This is a genomic window from Burkholderia glumae LMG 2196 = ATCC 33617 (genome assembly GCF_000960995.1).
Classification (GTDB): Bacteria; Pseudomonadota; Gammaproteobacteria; order Burkholderiales; family Burkholderiaceae; genus Burkholderia; species Burkholderia glumae.
Genome location: NZ_CP009435.1, coordinates 2,131,589 through 2,153,839, shown reverse-complemented (window position 1 = coordinate 2,153,839; position 22,251 = coordinate 2,131,589). Strand labels below are relative to the sequence as shown.

Genomic DNA, 22,251 nt, shown 5'->3' with positions numbered 1-22,251 from the left:
CCGGGGTGCGGGCAAGCCGGCCCGCGCGGACGGCCCGCGCCTCGCGGCGCGGCTCAGACCAGGCCCACCACGAGCGGGCCGAGCAGGGTCAGCAGCACGTTGGCGAGCGCGTAGGTGATCGCGAACGGCACCGTGGGAATCGCGCTTTCGGCCTTGTCGAGCACGCCGCCGAACGCGGGGTTCGAGCTGCGCGAGCCGGCCAGCGCGCCGGCCAGGATCGCCGCGTTGCGATAGCGCAGCACGTAGCGGCCGAACAACATGGTCAGGATCAGCGGCACCACCGTGACCACGATGCCGAGCAGGAAGATCGTCATGCCGCTCTGCTTGACCGTGACGACGGCCTGCAGGCCCGAGTTCAGTCCGACCACGGTGACGAAGCCGGCCAACCCGACGTCCCTGAGCAGTTGCGAGGCCGGGACCGGCATCACGCCGTACATCGGATGCTTGCCGCGCATCCAGCCGAACAGCAGGCCGGCCACGAGACAGCCGCCGCCCGAGCCGAGCGTGAGGGGAATGCCGCCGATATGCGCCACCAGCAGACCCAGCAGCAGGCCCAGCACGATGCCGGTACCCATGTAGATGAAGTCGGTCTTGTTGGTGTACGGCAGTTCGTAGCCTGCCGAGTCGACGGCGCGCTTGGTATCCTTCGCGGTGCCGTAGAAGGTGATGACGTCGCCGTGCTGCAACTCGGTATCGGCGAGCACCGGCAGCGGCTGGCCGGCGCGCGTCGCGCTCTCGACATACACGCCGTGGCGCAGATCACGATCGATTTTGGCGCGCACCTCGGCCAGCGTGGTGCGGTTCATGCCCTTGCGCGTGAACACGCCCTGGCGCCTCTGCATCGGAATGTCGAGGTCCTCGCCGTCCTGCAGCTCGACACCAATCTTGGCGGCCGCGCCGACCATGCCCTCGCGGCGCCCCACCAGCAGCACGATGTCGTCGCGGCTCAGCACGAAGTCGGGCGCGGGCTCGATCGTCTTGCCGTGACGGTGGATGGTCTCGACCGTCACGAGGTCGCCGTGCTCCGTCTCGACCTGCCGGATCGTGCGTCCGGCCGCGCCTTCGACACGGAACGCCCGGCCGACCAGCTCGGGCAGCGCCGCCGTCTCGCCCGCGACGGGTGGCAGGCGGTTGCCCGACAGCTCGCGCTCGGCTTCCCGCGCCGCCTCCTTGAGCCCGCAGCCCATGAATCTCGGCAGCACGCTCACGCAGACCAGGATCGAACCGAGCGAGCCGAACACATAGGTGACGGCGTAGGCGATCGCCACGTCCGCCTGCAGCGACTTGATCTGGTCGAGCGGCAGGCCCAGGCGCGAGATCGCGTCGCCGGCCGTGCCGATGATGGCCGACTGGGTCAGCGCACCGCCGGCGAGCCCGGCGGCCAGCCCCTTGTTCAGATGGAACAGCTTCGCGCAGACCAGCACCGTAAACAGCGCGCTCGCCGCGAGGAACACCGCCATCGCGATTTCACGCAGGGTCTTGCGGCTCAGCGAATTGAAGAAACCGGGCCCTGACTCGTAGCCGACCGCGTAGATGAACATGGCGAACATGACGGCCTTGACGCCGTTGTCGATCGTGACGCCCACCTGGCTGATCACGACGGCGGCCAGCAACGAGCCGCCCACGCCGCCCAGCTGGAATTTGCCGAACTTGATTTGGCCGATGAAATAGCCGATGGCCAGGGATAGAAAAAACGCTATCTCGGGCGCTTTCGTGAATATGTTGTGCAACCAGGTCATGCTTGCCTCTCCGCTGTTCAAGAAAGTTGTTGTTCGGAACAAGTAATTTCCGTACTTGTGCGCACCTCGGGCGCGCTCTGCCCCCCCTGCTGCCGCCCCCCTGCCGGCTCCCCACTCCTGGCGCCCGGCGCGGCCGGGCAGGCCCCCGGACGCGACGCGCGGACCAGACGCGGCCCGCCCGTGATCGATGCTCACGGGGCATGGCAATGCTTCGTCATGCGAATTAACGAGCACACGATCCGCCCGGGGTCGGACGTCGGCAGCCGTCATCGGCGCTTGTCGAAGCAGTTCGCGAGACATTGGGCGGGCCGGCACGCATCAACACATGGCGCTCGACCCGCCCGTTCCGCAATCGATTCCGCTGTCACCGTCGCTGGCGGCCGGGGCACCGGGGTGGAGGGCTTGCAATCTCTCCCGACAACGCCTGCGTGATCCGGACAAGCGATGCGCCCGAGCGGATGCCGGCGCGAGAAGCCGGGTGGCGGCAGCCGGGCGCCATCCCGCGCGACCACCGGATCGGCCCGGTTCCGGCTTCATGGCCAGTGAAGCGAAGAACCGATTTGCCATCGAAAATGCTGCGCCATGCTCGACCCAAGCGGCTTGCTTTTTTCAAAGCGCAGCGAAGCGGATGTCGATTCGGGACGTGTTTCGAATGAAACACAGCTTTTCTTCAAAAACGGGGCAATCGTATGCCAATTTTTTTACAAACCCCATACATTTCTCGAATAATGTCAACGAGACCGCTCGTCGCCAACTAATTTATTGCGCAAAATCAAAATTGAATCCAATCTCAAAATAAAATCGATCGAAAATTACCTATCGAAGCCGAAATAAAACATCGAACGGCCCGGCTCATCTCCGGCGTCCGCAGGCGGCACGCGGGCGCCTTGGCACACGGCGACCGCAAAGCCTTGCCGCCCTTGCCCGGGATGGCCCGGCACCGTCCGCCGAGCGTCGGCCGGCCCGGGTCGTCGCGCCAAAATCCTTGCCCACAAGGGGATTCGTCAGAATAAGGTGGCGCGAGCAAGCCTCATCCGGGACGGATCGTTGATGTCGGTCACCTGCACGGCAGGCTGGCGGGAAGCGGCCGTAAAGCGCGCCCCCGGCAGATCGGAGGCGGCAGGCGTGGCCTGGCGCGCGCTCGAAATTAAATCAAAAATTGCATTAATCGAATCAAAAGGCGGTAATCCTGGCCTCTGCATCATCTAAAAATCGAAACATCATGACGCACCCTCCCCCAAATAAAATCAGCCCCCCTTTTTAAAATCCACCATTCACGCTCACATTCCGCACTCATTCACAAAACATAATTCTTTCTAAAAAATCGATATTTACACCGCTCGCCCAATACCGGTTCATTATTTACCGATCACCATGAATTAGCCGCGCCGGAATCGCCGCGCATTGGCCCAGGCAAGCGGGCGCAAATCCGCCGCCGGGCTGGTCCAGCGGCGGCCCGGCAAAATCCGAACGGCAACGGGTGGGAAAGCGCAAGGCCGCCGCCGGAGCGGCTAGTGCCGTGCCTCGGCCTCGGCGGCCGCCTGCGCGGCATCGGCGATGCGCGCGGCGAGGCCCGAATCGCGTTGCGTGCGGGTCGCGATCGCCTGCGCGAGCACGGCGCGCGGGCCGATCACTTGCACGCGCGAGCGGGCCCGCGTGATGGCGGTGTAGACCAGTTCGCGCGACAGCACGCGGCCGAACGCGGCCGGCAGCACCAGCGCGGCCTCGTCGAATTCCGAGCCCTGCGACTTGTGGACGGTCAGCGCGAAGGCCGTATCGTGCGGCGGCAGCGCGGCCGGCGAGACGGCGCGCGCGAGCCCGTCGGCGCCCCGGAACCAGACCCGCAGCGCCCCCTGCGCGTCGTGCAGCGCGATACCGATATCGCCATTGAACAGGCCGAGCGCGTAGTCGTTGCGCGTGACCATCACCGGCCGGCCGGCGAACCAGTGCGCGCCCACGGCAAGCGGCACGCCCACCGCGCGCCGCACCAGCGCCGCCACGCGCAGATTGATCTCGTCGGCCCCGCGCGCGCCGGTGCGCGTCGCGCAGAGCACCCGGAAGCGGTTCAGCACGTCGAACAGCGGCAGCGGGTCCGGCTCGCCGCCGGCGAGCACCTCGCGCAGGGCCCGGCCATAGGCGGCGAAGCCGTCGGCAAGGCGCTCGATGGTGGCGGCGGCCAGCGCGTCGCCGCCGTCGTCGATGAACCGCGCGGCGGCGTCGGCCTGCGTCGATAGCGCGTCGAGCGCGGCCTGCGCGTCGCCGCGCCGGATCGCCAGCGACAGCCGGCCGATCGGCGAATCGAGGCCGAAGCGGTAGTTGCGTTCGAGCCAGACCACGCAGTCGGCGAGCGGCTCGCCCACGGCGGGCGCATCGGCGTGGCTTGCCGGCTCGCGCCCGGGCCCCGGCACCGCGGGCATGCCGGTGCGCCCCGCGTCGAACCGCGCCGCCTGGACCTCGTCGATGCGCCATGCATCGAGCCACGCCAGCTCGTCGGGTTCGATCCACGCCTCGAGCGGCGCGTCGGCGAAGCCTGCCTGGCCGGCCCGGCTCGCCGATTCGGCTGCGCAAGCGGACGCATCGGTGCTCGCGGCGACCTCGTCGAAATCGAACAGCGAGCGCTGCACCGGCATGCCGCCAGCCTCGGGCGGCGCCGGGCGTGCCCCGCGCCGCCGCGGCGCGGCGGCCGAGGCCGGCCGGCCGTCGGCACCGGCCCGGTTCGCGCCCTGCGTTGCGCCGGCCGGCGCCGTCGCGCGTGCCTCGTCGGGCAGCGCGGCGACGAAGGCCGCCGGGCTCACGCCGAGCGCCGCGGCGATCCGCTCGCAGCCGGCCGCGCTGAATGCCGGCCGTGCGCTCAGTTCGGCGAACACCGCGCCCGCCTCCACGGCGGCGAGCTGGTCCTTGTCGCCGAGCAGCACGAGCCGCGCGCCGGGCGCGAGCGCATCGAGCAGGTGGGCCGCCAGCGCGACGTCGATCATCGATGCCTCGTCGACCACGACGAGATCGTAGGGCAGCGGGTTGTCGCGGTGGTGGCGGAACCGGCCGCCGGGCAGCCAGCCGAGCAGCCGGTGCAGCGTGTACGAGGTGCGCGGCAGTTGCGCGGCGAACTCGGCGGGCAGCCCGGCCGCGCGCGCGTGCAGCGCCTCCTGCATGCGCTGCGCGGCCTTGCCGGTCGGCGCCGCGAGCGCGATGCGCAGCGCCGGCTGCAGCTCGATCAGGCAGGCGATCACGCCGACCACGGTGGTGGTCTTGCCGGTGCCCGGCCCGCCGCTGACGATCGTCAAGCGGCCGCCGAGCGCGACCACGGCCGCCACGCGCTGCCAGTCGATCTCGCCCTCGCGCGGCGGCGCGAAGTAGCGCGCGAGGCTCTCGCGCAGGCGCGCCGGCGCCAGCGCGCCGTCCGCCTCGGGACGCGCCGCGCGGGCGTGCGCGACCAGCGCGTCGGCGAGCCGCGTCTCGTAGTCGAAATAGCGGGCGAGGTAGAGCCGCCCCTGCGCGTCCACCACCAACGGACAGTCGGCGCCGCGCGGCGCGCGGCCGAACGCGGTCACACCGCTCGCGGCCAGCTCGGCGCGCACCTGGTCGAGCGACACGGCGTAGCGCGCGGCGAGCGCACCGAGCGCGATGCAGACATGCCCCGCCGCGGTGGCGCGGCTCGCCGCGAACGCCGCGCGCGCGGCCCAGCGCGCCGCATCGGCGGGCGCGCCGAGCCGGCGCGACAGCATCCCGATGCGGCGCGCGAAGCCCTCGGCGAGCGCGAGCCCGAAATCGGCAGGCTCGGGCAGGCGCTCGGCGAGGCCGCCGACGAAGCCGAACGGTTCGGTCAGATCCTTCATCCGCGCTCCTCGCGCATCAGGGCGTCGAGCGCCTCGACGAGCTCCCGCGAGGCGCGTCCGGCATGCACCCCGGCGCTCGCGCCGCCGCTGCGCCAGTCGGGCCGCACGCCGCGCACGAACAGATAGAGATAGCCCGCCATGTGCGTGTCGTAGTCGTAGCCGGGCAGCCGCACCCGCAGATAGCGGTGCAGCGCCACCGTGTAGAGCAGCGCCTGGAGCGCGTAGGCATGATCGGCCATCGCCGCGTCGAGCGCGGCCGGCCCATAGGCATCGGGCGTCACGCCGAGATGGTTCGATTTCCAGTCGACGATCCAGAAGCGGCCGTCGTGCTCGACGATCATGTCGATGAAGCCCTTGAAGAAGCCGGTGAGCGTGCCCGGTTCGAGCGCGACGTCGGGATAGCCGTGCGCGGTCAGCAGCTCGCGCAGCGCGAGCAGATCGAGCGAGGCGGCCGGGAACAGGAACGCCATCTCGTTCAGGCGCCGGCGCGGATCGAGCGCGTCGAGCCGCAGGCCGGGCACCAGCTCGGTCGCCACCACGTCGGCCACCAGCCGCGTCATCATCGCCGGCAGCCGCTCGGCGAGCGTCGGCTCGGCCTCCACGGGGCGCTCGTGCAGCGCGCGCCGGGCCGCCTCGGGCCAGCTGTCGGCGCGGTCGAACGCGCTGAGCTCGAACAGCAGGTGCAGGCACTCGCCCGCCGCCGCGCCGCGCGGGAACGCGACGATGTCGTCGCCGTCGGGCTCGGCGGGGGCGCCGCCGCGGGCCGCGCCGTCGTCCAGGCGCGGCAGCGGATCGACGGCGGCCGCCAGCGCGTCGTGATCGGGCCGCAGCGCCTCCTCGGGCAGCGCCGCCACGCCCTCCTGCTCACGCGCGAGCGACGCGGTGAGCGAACTGAAGCTGGCGATCCGCCATGCGTCGCGCAGGAACCGCGCGGCATGGCGCGCGCCGCCGAGCGCGTCGGCATCGGCGCCGGCCGCGAGCGGCTCGCGGTCCGGCACCGCGGGCAGCGGCTCGATCGAGATCGGACCGCTGGCCAGCCGGCGCCAGCCCACGGCCAGCTCGTCGGCCTCCGGCGGCGTGTCGAGCCAGGTGTCGAAGTCATGGCCGCCGCCCGCCACGAGCCAGTTCAGCACGCTGCGCCGCGCTTCCTTCGTCGACTTCGCCACCTGATAGCCGCCCGCCACCAGATAGCAGCGATAGACGGCACGCGTGAGCGCGACGTAGACGAGCCGCGCACGCTCGGCGGCCTGCTCGCGGCGCGCCTGCGCGGCCGCCAGCGCGGCGGCGGCCGCGTCGCAGCCGTAGTGCAGCACCGCCGCGCCGGTCGCGTCGTGATACTCGCGCGCGTCGGGCAGCGCTTCCTCGCGCGGCTCGGGCAGCCGGCCGTCGTTGAGGAACGGGCAGAACACCACCGCGTATTCGAGCCCCTTCGACTTGTGGACGGTGACGATCTGCACCAGGTTGCGGTCCGATTCGAGCCGCAGCTGCGCGTCCTCGCCGCCGCCCGCGCGCCGCTGCGCGGCGAGCCAGCGCAGCGTCGGCGCGATGCCGGGCTGCGCCGAGGCGCGCGCCTGCGTCAGCTCCGCGAGATGGTTCACGTCGGTCACGCGCCGCTCGCCGCCCACGCCGTCGATCAGCCGCTCGGCGATCCGCAGCTCGCGCGCGAGCGTGCGCCACATCACGGCGAAGCCGCGCTCGCGCCACAGCAGCCGGTAGCGCGAGAAGCGTTCGACCCAGCCCATCGCGTCGGCTGCGGCCGCCGCGCCGGCGGGCGCGTCGCCCTGGTCGAGCCGCCACAGCGCGGCGGCGTCGAGCCCGAACCAGTCGGTGGCGAGCGCGGCGCGCAGCCGGCGCAGGTCGCCCGGTGCGTCGATCGCGGCCAGCACGCGTTCGAGCTGCTCGGCGTCGGGCGTGGCGAACACCGAGGCCTGCGCGAGTTCGACGCTGCCGATGCCCCAGGCGGCCAGCACGCGCTTGACGAGGCTGCCCTGCCGGTGAGTCTGCACCAGCACGGCGACGTCGGACGGCGCGAGCGGCGCCTCGCCGAGCCGCACCGCGCCGCCGCGCGCGCCGCGCATCAGCCGCGCGATCTCGGCCGCGCAGGCCTGCGCGGCCTGCCATTGCGCGTCGCGCTTCGCCGGCGTGGCGTCGCCCTCGGGCAGCATCCAGATGCGGAAATCGCCCGCCCCCGCGCGCGGATCGGTGCCGTCGACGAACGGCGCGCGCTGACGCGTGCCGGCGCGCACCGCCGGATAGTCGAGATCGTCGAGCACGAACGCATGCGGGTTCGCCGTGAACACGCGGTTGCAGGCATCGACGATGGCCGGCGTCGAGCGCTGGTTGACGGCCAGCGTGTAGCACGAGCGGGCCCGCGCGCGCGCGGCCAGATAGGTATGCAGGTCGGCCGCGCGGAAGCTGTAGATCGCCTGCTTCGGGTCGCCCACCAGGAACAGCGGGCCGGCCGGCGCGAAGATCGTGTCGAAGATCGCGAACTGCAGCGGATCGGTGTCCTGGAACTCGTCGATCAGCGCGGCCGGATAACGGCGCCGCAGCGTGTCGGCCAGCCACGGATGCGCCGCCAGCGCGTGATGGAGGTTCGCGAGCAGATCGTCGAACGACACCACGCGGCGCGTGCGCTTCTTCTCGGCGAGCCGCGCCGGCGCCTCGGCCAGCCAGGCGGCGACGAGCGCGAGCCAGCGCCCGCGCTGCGCCTGCTCGGCCGCGGCCAGCGCCGCCTCGAGCGCGCCGGCCGCCGCGAAGAACGGATGCTCGGGCGGCGTGCCGCCTTTCTTGGTCGCTTTCTCGAGCGCGCCGCGCGTGAGCCTGAGCGCCGGCTTCGGCAGCGGCGCGGGGGCGGCCGTGCCGTCCGCGGCGTCGAGCTCGCCGAAATAGGCGGCCCACGCGGCCAGCGCGTCGGCCACCGCCTCGGGCTTGTGCGAGCGCTGGTTCAGCGACGGCTGCGCGGCGTCGAGCAGCGCGGCGATGCGCTCGCGCCCGCCGTGCCAGAGCGCGGCGGCCTCGCCGTGGCACGCGCGCGCGACGGCGTCGGCATCGGCCCCGCCCGTGTCGTGCAGCGGCGTCAGGCCGTCGAAGCGCAACTGGGCGAGCGGCTTCTTCAGGCGCCGCGCGAGCTGTGCGTCGAGCGCATCCGGCCCGGCGCGGTGCGCCACCAGCCAGGCCGCGAACGCCGGGTGCGCCGCCGCCACCGGCTCGACGCGCGTGTACCAGAAGTCGGCCGCGAGTTCGAAGCGCAGCGGCGCGTCGTCGGCCTCCATCTCGAACGCGAACGGCATCGCCGCGGCGAACGGTGCCTCCTGCAGCGCGCGCTGGCAGAAGGCGTGGATGGTGTGGATCGCCGCCTGGTCGAACTTGCGCAGCGCGCGCCGGACTCGCTTCGCGGCCAGCTCCGTGCCGATGCCGCCCTGCGGCCCGAGGGTGGTCTCGAACAGCTTCGCGACGAACGGGTCGCCGCCGTGGTCGCCGGTGTCGAGCGCGTGCGCGAGCTGCGCGAGGCGGGCGCGGATGCGCTCGTGCAGCTCGGCCGTGGCCGCCTTGGTGAAGGTGACGACGAGGATCTGGTCGGCATCGAGGTCGCGCTCGAGCAGCAGCCGCACGTAGAGCGCGCAGATGTTCCAGGTCTTGCCGGTGCCGGCCGAGGCCTCGATCTGGTTCACGCCGTCGAGCGCGCAGGCGAACACGTCGAGCTCGACAGGCGCCGGTGCGCGGGCGGCCGCGGCGTTCGTCATGCCGCGCTCCGCAGATGCGCGACGAGCGGATCGAACACCAGGCGCGCGAGCGCCGGGAACGGCGCGTCGAGCGAGAGCTTCGCGCCGCGCCAGGCGATCGCGAGCGCCGCGTCGTCGGCCTCGCTCGCGACGCGCTCGTTGATCCAGACGCCCGCGGCCTTGGCCTCGCCGCCCGACACCAACGCCCAGGCGCTCTTCGGGAAGAAGGCGAGCGGCATGCGCCGGCCGGCGCGAAACAGCGCGGCGAGCGGCGCCAGATGCGCGAGCGGGTCGGCCACCGGCGCGAGCTCGAAGCCGTCGCCGCTGCCGAGCCAGAGCGTGCGGCGCGGCCCGCCCGGCTCGATCGCGCAATAGACGAGATGGGCGAGCCAGGCCGACAGATGATCGCGCGCGCCGGGCCGCGCATGGCGATAGATGACCTGCCCGGCCGGCGTGAGCCGGTTCAGCGTGCCGTGCAGCAAGAGCGGCGCGCGCACGGCGTCGGCGGCGAGCTCGGCGTCGAACCGGCCGAACCAGGTCTCGCCGGCGGGCCACGCCGGCCGCACCTCGAGCGCGAACGCGCGGCGCTCGGCGCCGCCCGCCAGCGCGCGCCGCACGTTCGCGGCGAGCCGCTCGAGCGCGCCGAGCGCCTGCTCACGCCACACCGTGCCGGTCGCGCCGCCCGGCAGCTCGGGGCTCGCGTCGGCCACGCGCCGCGCCAGCTCGGCCACGCTCGCGCCGTCGGTCTCGACGAACATCGGCAGCACGCGCGCGGCCAGCGCATCGCTGCCCGCGTAGTCGAGCGCGAACGGCTCGGTGTCGATCAGCTCGGCCTGCGCGTCGGTCAGCACCACGCCGAGCCGCTCGCGCAGCAGCGCGCGCGCCGGATGCCGCCAGAAGCGCTCGAAGTCGCCGAACGCCAGCGGCGCGTCGGGCTCGGGCGGCAGCGGCGCGGCGAAGAACGGCGCCGCCGCCTGCATCGTGCCGCGCGCGAGCCGGGCCGCCAGCTCGGCGCGCCCGGCGTCGTAGGAATAGAGCGCGCCGCCCGCGGCGAAGTAATCGGCCGAGAACGGCTGCAGCGGATGCTCGACGACGAAGCCGCGCCGCGCCGCCTCGATCGCGGCCGGCGACGCGTCCGGGCCGGCCGCGACCATCGCCACATGATCGAGCAGCTCGTCGACCAGCGCGGCGGGCGGCAACGGCGCGTTGTCGCGAATGCTGCGGCCCGTATAGGTGATCACGAGCCGGTCGCGCGCGGCCAGCAGCAGGTCGAGGAACAGGTTGCGCTCGTCGTCGCGGCGCTGGCGGTCGCCGAGCTTCGCGTATACCGCCATCAGGTCGAACTCGTCGGCGCGCGCGAGGCTCGGCAGCACGCCGTCGTCCATGCCGACCAGACAGACCACGCGATACGGCAGCCCGCGCAGGCTGGTCAGCGACGAGAACGTCACGCCGCCCCACGGCACCCCGCCGCGCGCCGGATCGTCGAGCTCGGCCGCGAGCCCGGCGCGCACCACGGCGGCCGGCATCGGCAGCGCCGGCGCGCCCTCGCGCACCGCGGCAAGCAGCGCGTCGAGCGCGTCGCGCACGTCCGACAGCGCGTCGGCATAGGGCGCGCCCGAATCGAAGAAGCGCGCCAGCGCATCGGCGAAGATCTCGCTCCAGGCCTCCGGCGTGGCCTCGCCGGCAATGCGCCCGGCGAACCAGTCGAGATCGTCGGTGAAGCGCGCGAGGCGCCCGAGCAGTTCCGCCTCGCCGCCCTCGGGGCCGTCCACCGGCAGATAAGCCCCCACCGGCGCGGCGCCGTCGGGCATCGCGTAGCCGAGGAACAGCCGCGCCAGCGCGTCGGCGAAGGTGTGGCGCGACGCGCGGACGCCCGGCGCCGCCGCGCCGTCGGGTTCGCGCGCGGCGGCCGCCAGTCCGCGCCGCGCGCCGGCCGCGGCGAGCCAGGTCTGCACCGTTTCGAGCGCGGCCGCGTCGATGCCGTAGCGCGCGGCCACGGCGTCCACGCGCAGCCATTCCACCAGCTCCGGCGCGCCCACCTCGCGCTCGGGCAGCGCGAGCCAGTCGAGCAGCACGCGCGCGATCGGGTTGGCCTGCGACGGCGGCAGGCCGGTGATCCGGTACGGCACGCGCGCGGCGTCCTGCGCGGCCTGGGTGCCGAATACCGCGTCGATCAGCGGGCCGGCCGCGGCCAGATCGGCCACCGCCACCAGCACGTCCGAGGGCGCGAGCGCGGGATCGTCGGCAAACGCGGCGAGCAGGCGGTCGTGCAGCACCTCCAGCTGCCGCGCGAGGCTGTGGCAGACGTGGACCTCGATGCCGTGCTGCCCGGGCGGCGGCCCGAGCTCGGCCTCGGGCTGCAGTGCGAGGATCGCGTTCTGGATCCGTGCGAGCCAGCTGCGGCCCGGATTCGGCTCGTAGCGCGCGGCATCAGTGGACGCGGCGGTCTCGGTCAGCTCGTGCAGCATGTGCAGCTGCGCCTGGGTCTGGCGGCCCCATTCGGCCAGCAGCGGATGGCCGACCTGCTGGTAGTCGAGCTGCCCGGCCGCGTCGAGCGATTCGGCGCGTGCGGCGGTGACGATGTCGAACCAGAATTCGCTGCACGGATTGAGCGCGTAGATCCGCACGTCGATCCAGCGCGACAGCTCGCGCAGCAGCGCGACGTGCAGCGGCGGCATGGTCGGCAGCGCGAACACGCTGACCGCGCCGGGCCAGGCGGCGAGCGTGTCCGGGCCGGGCGCGAGCGACGGCGCCTCGTGCAGGAAGCGGTGCGCGGGGGGCTCGCCGTCCTCGGCCAGCTCGGCCACCAGCGCGCGCCACAGCGCCGCCTGCCACTGCTCGTCGTCGCGCGCGGCCTCGGCGCCGAGCGCGGGCGGGCCTTCGAGCGCGACGATCGAAGCGCCGTCGCGCCAGGCGGCCAGCCATTCGGGCCGGTAGGTCAGGTAATGGTCGAACACCGAGGCGAGGCGGTGCGCGAGTTCGTAGCGCATCGGCGCGTCGGCCGCGGCGAGGTAGCCGGCCAGGCGCGGCGAGGCGAGCCACGGCGCCGGGCCGGCGCCGCTGCCGGCGCCGTGCGACAGCAGCCGGTAGCAACGCCAGACCAGCCGGTCCGGCGCGAACGGCGAACGCGGCGGCACGCGCAGCACCTGCCCGATCTGCGCCCACAACCACTGCGCCAGATAGCTGAAGCTCACGTTCGCGCAGATGCCGTGCCGCGCGGCGATGTCGAGCTCGAGCCGCCGGCGCAGCGCGGCGCTCGGCACGATCACCTGCTGCGCGGCCCAGGGGCCCGCCGCGCCCGGATGCGAGGCGAGATGGTCGATCAGCGCGTCGGCAAGCACTTCCTGACGATTCGAGTAAAAGAGGTGGAGCATGCGGCAGCCAGCGTGGCGAGGCGCGAACGGCATTCGCGTGGAGCGGCGCGCGGACCGCATCCGCGCGGAAAGCGCCAAGCATAGCAAACACGAAGCAGGTCGAATATCGGGCCAAACGGGCGGACGGTCGGCGCCGTGAAATACGTTAGACTCGTCGGTCTCCGCGCCGCCTTGCCAACCCTCCATCGATGCGCTATTCGATCGAAATCAGGAAGTTCCTCTACAGCCAGTATTTCTTCGGCGGGCTGCGCATCGCGGTCGGTGTCTCGCTGCCGGCGGTGCTCTGCCTGATCGTGTTCCACGAGCGCGACCTCGGCTTCACGATCGCCACCGGCGCGCTCGGCGCCTGCGTGGTGGACATGCCCGGCCCGCTCAAGTACAAGCACAACGAGATGCTGGCCTGCAGCGTGATCGGCTTCCTGTCGGCGCTCGCCACGGGCCTGGCCACGCCGAACATCTTCGCGCTGTGGCTGACCATCGTGCCGCTCACCTTCGTGCTGTCGCTGATCGTGGTGTACGGCAACCGCTGGCCGCAGATCAGCTTCGCCACGCTGTTCATGATGGTGATGACGCTGGAGGACACCTTCACGCCGCTGCAGGCGCTCGTCAACGCGGCGTGGATTCTCGCGGGCGGGCTCTGGTACACCTACTGGGCGACTTTCGTGTCGCGCTGGCAGGCGCGCCGCATCGAGCAGCAGGCGCTGGCCGACAGCTTCTTCGCGCTGGCCGGCTACCTGCTCGCGCGTGCCGAGTTCTACGACCTCGACGCCGACCTCGACGACTGCTACCGCAACCTCGTGCTCAAGCAGGTGGCCGCCGTCGAATCGCAGGAAACCGCGCGCGACATCGTGCTGCGCAACCTGCCGAAGCTGCGCCACGGCAAGCTCGACGCGGCGCGCACCATGATGTTCAACCTGTTCATCAACAGCGTGGACCTGCACGAGATGTTCGTCGGCGCGCATACCGACTACTCGCTGGTGCGCAGCACGTTCGGCGGCTCGGACCTGCTGATCTTCTATCGCGACCTGATCCGCAAGGCGGCCGGCGACCTCGAAACCGTGGGCCTGGCCGTGCTGGAGAACCGGGCCCCGCAGTCACGCACCAGCGTGAAGGCCGAGCTGCGCGCGATCGAGTACGAGATCGAGCTGATGCGCAAGAAGAATTTCCCGGCCACCAACCCGGAGGCCTACGCGGCGGTGCTCGCCACGTTCCGGCGGATCTGGAGCGCGACGCGCCTGATCGACAAGATGCGCCGCTCGCTGACCGACACGCCCGACGGCACGCGCACCGAGATCAGGATCGACAAGACGCTCGCGCGCTTCCTGCAGCGCCGCCGGCTCTCGCCGATGCTGATCTTCTCGAACCTGAGCCTGCGCTCGCCGAGCTTTCGCCACGCGCTGCGCGTGACGGTGGCGGTGGCCGTGGCGTTCTGGCTCGGCCGGCTCCTGCCGCTCACCAACGCGTACTGGATCGTGATGACCACCATCATCATCCTGAAGCCCGGCTATTCGCTGACCAAGCAGCGCAACGCGCAGCGGATCGTCGGCACGCTGCTCGGCTGCGCGATCAGCATCGCGCTGATCTACACGGTGAAGTCGCCGGCACTGCTGATCGCCATCATGTTCGGCTCGATGGTGATGAGCTACAGCCTGCTGCTGTTCAACTACGCGGCCAGCGTGGTGTTCACCTCGTCCTACGTGCTGCTGATGTTCCACCTGCTCGCGCCGGGCAGCATGCGCATCATCGGCGAGCGCGCGATCGACACCGTGGTGGGCTGCATGATCGCGATCGCGGCGAGCCGGCTGTTCCCGTACTGGGAATATCGCGCGATGGGCAAGCTGGTGGCCGAGGTGCTCGCCACCACCCGCAAGTACTTCGAGGCCGCGTGGCGCGTGGGGCGCGGGCAGACCCAGGGCGCGCCGTCGGTGGCGGCCGTGGACGGTGCGGCGGTGGTGCCGGCCGTGGCGGCCGCGGCCGAGGCGGCGGCCAAGGACGCGGCGAAGGGCTCGCCGCTCGAGGACGATTATCCGTACCGGCTCGCGCGCAAGAACGTTCACATCGCATTCGCGAATCTGGGCCAGGCGTTCCAGCGCATGATGATCGAGCCGAAGGCGCAGCAGCGCTTCGTGCCCGAACTGAACGACCTTCTGGTGCAGACGCACGTGCTGGGCGCGCAGATCACGGCGGCCGCGCCGCTGCTGCGCAATACCAGCGAGGAGGCCGGGCCGGGCAGCTACGCGGCGCTGCAGAAGGGCCTCGCGCAGGTGCGCGAGAATCTCGAGCAGGCCGAGGCCGGCACGCCGCCGCCCGCCGACCAGGCCGAGCTGACGAAGCAGCTCACCCGTGAGCTCGACTCGATGGTGGTCGCGGCGGAAAAATCGGAGACGGCCGGCGCGGACATGGTGCGCGACCTGAAGGAACTCGCGCATCAGTGCAAGCAGATGCTCGCCTCGTCGCTGCTGATCCGCAAGGATGCGAGCCTGATCCGGCTACCGCAGTGAGCCGCCGAGCGGGCGCACCGGCGAACCGCGAACGGGGCAAGAGCAACGCGGCGCACTTCAGCGGCGCACTTCAGCCGCCCGACGTCGGGCCGCCCCCCGACGCCGTGGCCGGCGCCGCGGCCGATGCCGCGCCGTCCTGCTGCGCGTCGTAGGCGCGCTTCTCGGAAATGGCGTTGTAGAGCACCGTGCCGATCACCGCCAGCACGATCACCACGATCATCACGGACACCCGCCGTACCGGGTCCTTCCTGCGCTGCTCGCTCATGGGACGACGCACTCCGCGATGGCCGAAAGCGCCCATTCTACGCGTGCCGGTGCGCGGCGCTAGACGATGGCCGCCTCGCAGCGCACCGGCAGCGCGGTCGAATACTTGATCTGCTCCATCGCGAACGACGAGCTGACGTCGGACAGCGGCACCGTGCGGATCAGCAGCTTGTAGACGCGATCGTAGTCGGCGATGTCGGCCACCACCACGCGCAGCAGGTAATCGGTCTCGCCGCTCATCCGGTACACCTCGACCACTTCCGGAATCTCGCGCACCGCCCGCGTGAACGTGTTCGCCCATTCCTCGGTGTGCTGGTTGGTCCGCACCGCCACGAACACGGTGGTGCCCACGCCGAGCTTGCGCGCGTCGCAAAGCGCCACCTGCGCGCGGATCGCGCCGGTGTCCTTGAGGCGCTGGATGCGCTTCCAGCAAGGCGTCTGCGACAGGTTCACCTTTTGGGCGAGTTCCGAGATCGGCAGCGTCGCGTCGGCCTGCAGCAGTTCCAGCAACTTGCGATCGATATGGTCCATTTTCCCCGTTCCCGATGGTATAGAAAATTTTTCTACGCCGGATATTATCGGAGGAACAATAGGAAAACTCATCCCCGGCGTGGACCGGGACAAACACGGACGCCCAAGGGGCCGGGCACGCCCGCCGGCAAGCGCTGGCGGGCCGCGCGAGGCGGCCCGCGCGCGGCACCGGGCGCTCAATAGGCGACCGTCGCCACCTCGCGCACGAACCGCCCCTGCTCGATCGCATCGACGAACGCGACCGCGTAGTCCTCGGCCGAGATCCGGCTGTTGCCTGCGGCGTCGCGGATCAGCGCGCCCGTGCCGGTGCGGAACGTGCCGGTGCGCTCGCCCGGCGCGATCATCGCCGCCGGGGCGAAGAACGTCCAGTCGAGGTCGCTGGCCGGGCGCAGCTCGCCGTCGAGCGCGGCGCGATGCGCGAGCGCGACCGCCTTGTACTCGGCCGGAAAGCCGTCGGCATCGACGAGCTGCCGGCCCGGCGCCACCTCCAGCGAACCGGCCCCGCCCACCACCACGAGGCGCTTGATGCCCGCCGCCCGGGCCGCCTCGACGAGCGCGCGCGTGGCGCGGACCACCTCCTCGGCCTGGCCGCGGCCCGGCCCGTAGGCGCTCGCCACCACGTCCTGCCCGGCCAGCGCCGCCGCGACGCCGGCCGCGTCGAACAGGTCGGCCGCGTGCGCCCTCAGGTTGCCCGCGCTCGCGCCCGGCCGCCGCGACAGCGCCGTCACGCGGTGTCCGCGCCGCGCCGCTTCCGCCGCGATCCGCGAACCGATCATGCCCGATGCGCCGAACAGCGCGATATTCAAGATGCGTGACGACATGTCGAAACTCCTTCGGTTATATGTAACCAATTTACTTACATTTAAGTTCGCAAAAAAGGCGGAGACCACGCTCCGCCCGGGGCTTTCCCGCCCGGCATCGGCCCTGCCGCTACGCCGCGCCGGCGCCCTCCTCGCGCAGCACGTCGGCCGTCACGTCGGCCAGCGTGCGCGCGGCGAGCGAGGCTTCCATCGCGCGCCGCGCGTCGTCGATATAGACGCTCAGCACGCTCTGAATATGCCGCCCGACCAGGCAGTCCGGATTCGGCGCCTCGCGGTGCAGCGCAAACAACTGCGCATCGTCCACCGCCCGGTACACGTCGAGCAGCGTGATCGAGTCCGGCTCGCGCGCCAGCAACGCGCCGCCGCCGGCACCGAGCTGCGAGCGGGTGAGCCCCGCCGCCGCCAGCCTCAACAGCAGGCGGCGGATCAGCGCCGGATTCGTGTTGACGCTGCCCGCGATGATCTCGGACGACAGCGGCACGCCCTCCTGTTGCGACAGCAAGGCGAGCACGTGAACGGCGAAGGCGAACCGGCTGCTGGTGTTCATGCCCGCTGGCCCGGCCGCTCAACCAACCGCGCAGCCGGACGGGCCGTTCGGCGAGAAAGTGTGCTCATATTAGTTACATTTAGTCCCAAGGGCAAGCCTCGCTCAGCGGTTCGCCGATTTCTCGGCGTCGGGCGAGGACGCGGCAGTCTCGCGGCTCCATTGCTGCAGCTTGCGCCCCGCCGTCTCGAGGCGCGAGCCGGCCGCCGAGGCGGCCAGGCCGAACGCCGCCGTGGCGGCGTTTTTCAGGTGCGCCTGCGCGGCCGAGGCCACATCGCTGGCCGAAACGGGCGGCACGGCCGAGGCGGCCGAGGCCACGCCGGCCTTGGCGGCGGCGATCTGGCTGTCGACGAAGCTGGCGGCCCGGTCGAGCTGGTTCGCGGCCTGCGCGGCGGCCTTGGCGACGGCGCTCGCCGCGTGGTCGGGCGCCGTGGCGTTCGAATCGGACTTGTCGCAGCCGGCCAGGGCCAGCGTGGCCAGCATGGCGACGGCGGCGAACCGGTACGACGGCGCGCGGCGCGGCGCGAAACGGAAGGAAGACGTCATGGCGATATGCGCGCTCGCGCGCGCTCTTGATGCAGGAATCACAATAATACGATGCGCGCGGGCCGGCGCCGCATTCATGTGGCCCGGTATCGAGCGCCACGCGGGTCGGAAGCGCGCGTATCGCACGCGGCGGCGCGGCGGCGCCACCCGCCGCGCACCATCCGACGGCAATTCCGCACCAATTCCGCTCACATCTGCGCACCATCGCCGTGCAAGCACGCGCGACTCCCCGGCCGCGCCCCTCGGCGGCGGCCCGCGCACGCCGAGCCGCCTCGCCGCGGTGCGATGCGCACCGAGAACAGGCATCGATTCACCGCATTGGCCCGATTCTTGCTAAAAATGCCCACTTTTCGAGCGGACACGGGCAAGCAATGGACAACCTGAAATCGGCGGCCGACACCTTGTTTCTCCTTCTCGGTGCGGCCATGGTGCTGGCGATGCACGCGGGCTTCGCCTTCCTCGAGCTCGGCACCGTGCGCAAGAAGAACCAGGTCAACGCACTCGTGAAGATCCTCGTCGACTTCTCGGTGTCCACCATCGCCTACTTCTTCGTCGGCTACACGGTGGCCTATGGCATCGAGTTCTTCGACGACATCGGCACGCTCGCGCAGCACAACGGCTACGCGCTGGTGCGCTTCTTCTTCCTGCTGACGTTCGCCGCCGCGATTCCGGCGATCGTCTCGGGCGGCATCGCCGAGCGCGCGAAGTTCAACCCGCAGCTGATCGCGACCTCGGTGATCGTGGGCCTCGTCTATCCGTTCTTCGAAGGCATCGCCTGGAACAACCGCTTCGGCATCGAGGACTGGCTGGCGCGCGCGTTCGGCGCGCCGTTCCACGATTTCGCCGGCTCGGTGGTGGTGCATGCGTTCGGCGGCTGGATCGCGCTGCCGGCCGTGATCCTGCTCGGCGCGCGCCATGGCCGCTATTCGAAGGACGGCCGGATCGCCGCGCATCCGCCCTCGAACATCCCGTTCCTCGCGCTCGGCGCCTGGGTGCTCGCGGTGGGCTGGTTCGGCTTCAACGTGATGAGCGCGCAGACGCTCGACAAAATCAGCGGGCTGGTGGCCGTCAACTCGCTGATGGCGATGGTGGGCGGCACGCTGGCCGCCTGGTTCGCGGGCCGCAACGACCCCGGCTTCACCTACAACGGCCCGCTCGCCGGGCTGGTGGCCGTCTGCGCCGGCTCGGACATCATGCATCCGCTCGGCGCGCTGGCCACCGGCGCGGTGGCGGGCGCGCTGTTCGTGGTGATGTTCACCTGCGTGCAGAACCGCTGGCGCATCGACGACGTGCTCGGCGTGTGGCCGCTGCACGGCCTGTGCGGCGCGCTCGGCGGGATCGCGGCGGGTGTGTTCGGCCAGCCGGCGCTGGGCGGGCTCGGCGGCGTGTCGCTGGTCTCGCAGCTGATCGGCACGCTCGGCGGGATCGCGATCGCGCTGGCGGGCGGCACGCTGGTCTACGGCGTGCTGAAGCTCACGCTCGGGCTGCGGCTCGATCAGGAGGCCGAGTTCGACGGGGCCGATCTGTCGATCCATCGCATCACGGCGACGCCGGAGCGCGACTGAGCCAAGCCGGCGGCGCCGGTCGGCGCCGCCGCAGCCGAGCGCTCCGGCTACCCGGCCTGCCCGCCGAAGCGCACGCCCCTGGCCGCGGACCGCCGCCCCGGCCAGCGCGGGTTCGCCCGAAGATTCGAAAATTCATTCAAATTCCATTCAAAATACTTTCATATCCCCCGCCTAAACTGCGCCAGGCTCGCCGATGCTTTCCCCAAGCTTTCGGTTTCTCCCTCCCCGCCACCATACGAACCTGGACACCCATGACCGCGCCGACCCAACTCTCCCGCCGCCACGCGCTGAAACTGCTCGTCGGCGCGCCAATGCTGCCGCTTGGCGGCCTCGCCTTGCCCGCGCTGCTGACCGGCTGCGGCAGCGATGAGCCGGGCGGCACGCCGGCCGCCGGCGGCGGCGCCACCTCCGCGGCCAGCTTCGCGGCCGCGGCGTTCGTCTCGATGCCCGCGCCGACGCTCGCCGATCCGGCCGCGATGGCCAGCACCACGGTCGGCTCGACGCTGTCAGTCTCGCTTACCGATGGCAGCACGCACGACTACAAGCTCGCCTACCGGCCGTTCTTCACGACGGGCGACCGGGTGCCGGACGGCAACGGCGGCACGCTGCTCGCGGGCGGCTACTACGACATCGCCAACCAGCCGATCGTCGATCGCTCGAAGGCCGGCAGCGAACGCCAGTTCTTCTCGGACTGCCCGGACGGCAGCTCGCTGCTCACGCTGGCCAACGCGAAGGTGCCCGGCGTGAAGGGCCGGCCGGTGTTCGCGGTGGTGCAGTTCGAATACGCCACCCGCAACCAGAACGGCGACTCGACCTACGGCCAGCTGCCGTCGCCGATCGCGGTGCTCACGCTCGACCAGGACCCGGACACCGGCGCGCTCACGCTCGTCAAGTATCACAACGTCGACACCTCGGCGGCGCATGGCCTCTGGATCACCTGCGGCGCGAGCCTGTCGCCCTGGAACACCCATCTGTCGAGCGAGGAATACGAGCCGGACGCGACCCGGGCCGCCACCGACGCGCAGTTCCTCGCGTTCAGCCGGAACACGTTCGGCAGCGCGGGCGCGGCGAACCCCTACCATTACGGCCACCTGCCCGAGGTGACGGTGAACCCGGACGGCACCGGCACGATCCGCAAGCACTACTGCCTCGGCCGGATCTCGCACGAGCTGATCCAGGTGATGCCGGACCAGCGGACCGTGATGATGGGCGACGACGCCACCAACGGCGGCCTGTTCATGTTCGTCGCCGACCAGCCGGCCGACCTGTCGGCCGGCACGCTGTACGTGGCGAAGTGGAACCAGACGTCGTCGGCCGGCGCCGGCGCCGCGACGCTGACGTGGCTGCGCATCGGCCACGCCACCAGCGCCGAGATCGAGGCGCTCGCCAACACGCTGAAGGCCTCGGACATCATGGACCTCTCGACCACCGACCCGGCCGACGCGTCGTACACCGCGATCCACTACGGCGGCAAGTTCAACTGGATTCGCATCAAGCCGGGCATGGAGAAGGCCGCGGCCTTCCTCGAGACGCATCGCTACGCCGCGCTGATCGGCGCCAGCATGGGCTTCACGAAGCTCGAGGGCACGACGGTGGACGCACGGGACAAGGTGGTCTACACGGCGATGTCGCGGATCGAGACCTCGATGGTCAAGGGCAACCCGGTATCGCGCGACGTGGCGCTGGATCGCAAGATTTCGGCCGGCGCCGTCTATGCGCTGAACCTCAAGGGCGGCCAGCGCGACACCTCGGGCGCGGCGATCGACAGCGACTGGGTGCCGGTGGACATGAGCGCGCCGGCCGCCCTGGTGGGCGAGGATCTCGCCACGGCCGACGCGCTCGGCAACACGGCGAACCCGGAGCGGATCGCCAACCCGGACAATCTGAAGTTCTCGCAGAAGCTGCGCACGCTGTTCATCGGCGAGGATTCCGGCATGCACGTGAACAACTTCCTGTGGGCCTACCAGGTCGACACGAAAACGCTCTCGCGCGTGCTGTCGTGCCCGTCCGGGGCGGAATCGACCGGCCTGCACGCGGTCGATGAAATTCATGGCTGGACCTACATCATGAGCAACTTTCAGCACCCCGGCGATTGGGAGTCGCCGCTTCACGACAAGGTGAAGGCAACGCTCGACCCATTAGTGAGAGCCCGTTACAAGGACCGCTTCGGCGCGAGCGTGGGCTACCTGACAGCCGAAGCCAGCGCGATTCGCCTCGGGAAATGAGGGAGACCAGTCTGTCTATTTTTTGAAACATCGTTTCACCAGCACTCGCCGGAATTCACGACAGCGCGCCGCGGGGTTTCCGCGGCGCGCTTTTTTTCGTGCCGTTAGCTGCGCTTCCCATCCGCATCGGCGCGACCGCGCCCGGGCCGCGCTCCGCGACCGTCGAAAACGTCGATTTCATCGCCAATTTTCGGCTAATTTCCCACATATTGGGAAATTTGGCTTTTTCGATCGGAACAAAAAAAAAGCGCCACGGGGGACCGTGGCGCTAAAAAAGTTCTAGCCATTCCGAGGGCCGTGCTAGAACCTGAGAGACTGCATCGAAACCCCGTCATCCAAATTTTGGCGAAACGTTGTTTCGAAATTCAGGTACATTTTTTCCGTTTCCGGATCACAAGTCAAGAGAAAAATACGGTCAGACTGTGAATTTTCCGACATCTGCGACAGGTTAAACCCTAAAAAACAGGGCCCAGCGTGGACTTTGTCATTGCATGCAAAGTTTTCCTTAAAGCATGCACGAACCGCCATTTGTCGTATTATTTAAGAGAATCTGAGATTTTGTTTCATAAAATAGAGAGAGTCC

General features: G+C 70.6%; 14 protein-coding genes. 4 read left to right on the top strand and 10 right to left on the bottom strand.

Features of this window, described 5'->3' with window-relative positions:
* Window positions 1–53 precede the first annotated feature (53 nt).
* Window positions 54–1,739, bottom strand: a complete 1,686-nt coding sequence (aspT, locus tag KS03_RS22290) for an aspartate-alanine antiporter (protein WP_012735097.1) — start codon at window positions 1,737–1,739, stop codon at window positions 54–56.
* 325 nt (window positions 1,740–2,064) lie between these two features.
* On the opposite strand from aspT, the gene KS03_RS31620 reads away from it, so the two are divergent.
* Window positions 2,065–2,538 carry a hypothetical protein gene (locus KS03_RS31620; RefSeq protein WP_127913966.1) on the top strand — a complete coding sequence of 158 codons (474 nt, stop codon included), beginning with the start codon at window positions 2,065–2,067 and terminating at the stop codon, window positions 2,536–2,538.
* 205 nt (window positions 2,539–2,743) lie between these two features.
* Here the strand turns inward: KS03_RS31620 and KS03_RS31615 are convergent, their stop codons facing one another.
* The 4 genes from KS03_RS31615 to recC form a co-directional block, all read right to left on the bottom strand.
* Complete coding sequence (locus KS03_RS31615; protein WP_127913967.1) at window positions 2,744–2,944, bottom strand: hypothetical protein; 201 nt, start codon at window positions 2,942–2,944, stop codon at window positions 2,744–2,746.
* Between the two features lie 306 nt (window positions 2,945–3,250).
* Entirely contained in the window at window positions 3,251–5,572 is a 2,322-nt protein-coding gene (locus KS03_RS22285) for an AAA family ATPase (protein ID WP_012735096.1), read from the bottom strand.
* Window positions 5,569–9,318, bottom strand: a complete 3,750-nt coding sequence (recB, locus tag KS03_RS22280) for an exodeoxyribonuclease V subunit beta (protein ID WP_012735095.1) — start codon at window positions 9,316–9,318, stop codon at window positions 5,569–5,571. Before recB ends, KS03_RS22285 begins: the two co-directional genes overlap by 4 nt.
* Window positions 9,315–12,671 carry an exodeoxyribonuclease V subunit gamma gene (gene recC / locus KS03_RS22275; RefSeq protein WP_045678889.1) on the bottom strand — a complete coding sequence of 1,119 codons (3,357 nt, stop codon included), beginning with the start codon at window positions 12,669–12,671 and terminating at the stop codon, window positions 9,315–9,317. The genes recB and recC overlap by 4 nt, the downstream gene beginning before the upstream one ends.
* Window positions 12,672–12,859: 188 nt before the next feature.
* On the opposite strand from recC, the gene KS03_RS22270 reads away from it, so the two are divergent.
* Window positions 12,860–15,172 carry an FUSC family protein gene (locus KS03_RS22270; RefSeq protein ID WP_012735094.1) on the top strand — a complete coding sequence of 771 codons (2,313 nt, stop codon included), beginning with the start codon at window positions 12,860–12,862 and terminating at the stop codon, window positions 15,170–15,172.
* Between the two features lie 70 nt (window positions 15,173–15,242).
* Here KS03_RS22270 and KS03_RS22265 read toward each other — a convergent pair whose 3' ends face one another.
* The 5 genes from KS03_RS22265 to KS03_RS22245 all read right to left on the bottom strand — a co-directional run bounded on the left by KS03_RS22265 (window position 15,243) and on the right by KS03_RS22245 (window position 17,878).
* Complete coding sequence (locus KS03_RS22265; protein WP_012735093.1) at window positions 15,243–15,437, bottom strand: hypothetical protein; 195 nt, start codon at window positions 15,435–15,437, stop codon at window positions 15,243–15,245.
* A 59-nt stretch (window positions 15,438–15,496) separates the two neighbouring features.
* A complete protein-coding gene (locus KS03_RS22260; RefSeq protein WP_012735092.1) occupies window positions 15,497–15,967 on the bottom strand; it encodes an Lrp/AsnC family transcriptional regulator in 471 nt (156 codons plus the stop codon).
* Between the two features lie 176 nt (window positions 15,968–16,143).
* Window positions 16,144–16,788, bottom strand: coding sequence for an NAD(P)-dependent oxidoreductase (locus KS03_RS22255; protein WP_012735091.1), 645 nt, complete (start codon window positions 16,786–16,788; stop codon window positions 16,144–16,146).
* Between the two features lie 109 nt (window positions 16,789–16,897).
* Complete coding sequence (locus KS03_RS22250; RefSeq protein WP_012735090.1) at window positions 16,898–17,335, bottom strand: Rrf2 family transcriptional regulator; 438 nt, start codon at window positions 17,333–17,335, stop codon at window positions 16,898–16,900.
* A 102-nt stretch (window positions 17,336–17,437) separates the two neighbouring features.
* Window positions 17,438–17,878, bottom strand: coding sequence for a BCAL1086 family glycoprotein (locus KS03_RS22245; RefSeq protein WP_026051725.1), 441 nt, complete (start codon window positions 17,876–17,878; stop codon window positions 17,438–17,440).
* A gap of 371 nt (window positions 17,879–18,249) precedes the next feature.
* On the opposite strand from KS03_RS22245, the gene KS03_RS22240 reads away from it, so the two are divergent.
* Both KS03_RS22240 and KS03_RS22235 read left to right on the top strand, forming a co-directional pair.
* Window positions 18,250–19,443, top strand: a complete 1,194-nt coding sequence (locus KS03_RS22240) for an ammonium transporter (protein ID WP_012735088.1) — start codon at window positions 18,250–18,252, stop codon at window positions 19,441–19,443.
* Window positions 19,444–19,694: 251 nt separating this feature from the next.
* Window positions 19,695–21,668: a PhoX family protein gene (locus KS03_RS22235; RefSeq protein WP_012735087.1), complete on the top strand. Its 1,974-nt coding sequence runs from the start codon at window positions 19,695–19,697 to the stop codon at window positions 21,666–21,668.
* The last annotated feature ends 583 nt before the right edge of the window (window positions 21,669–22,251 follow it).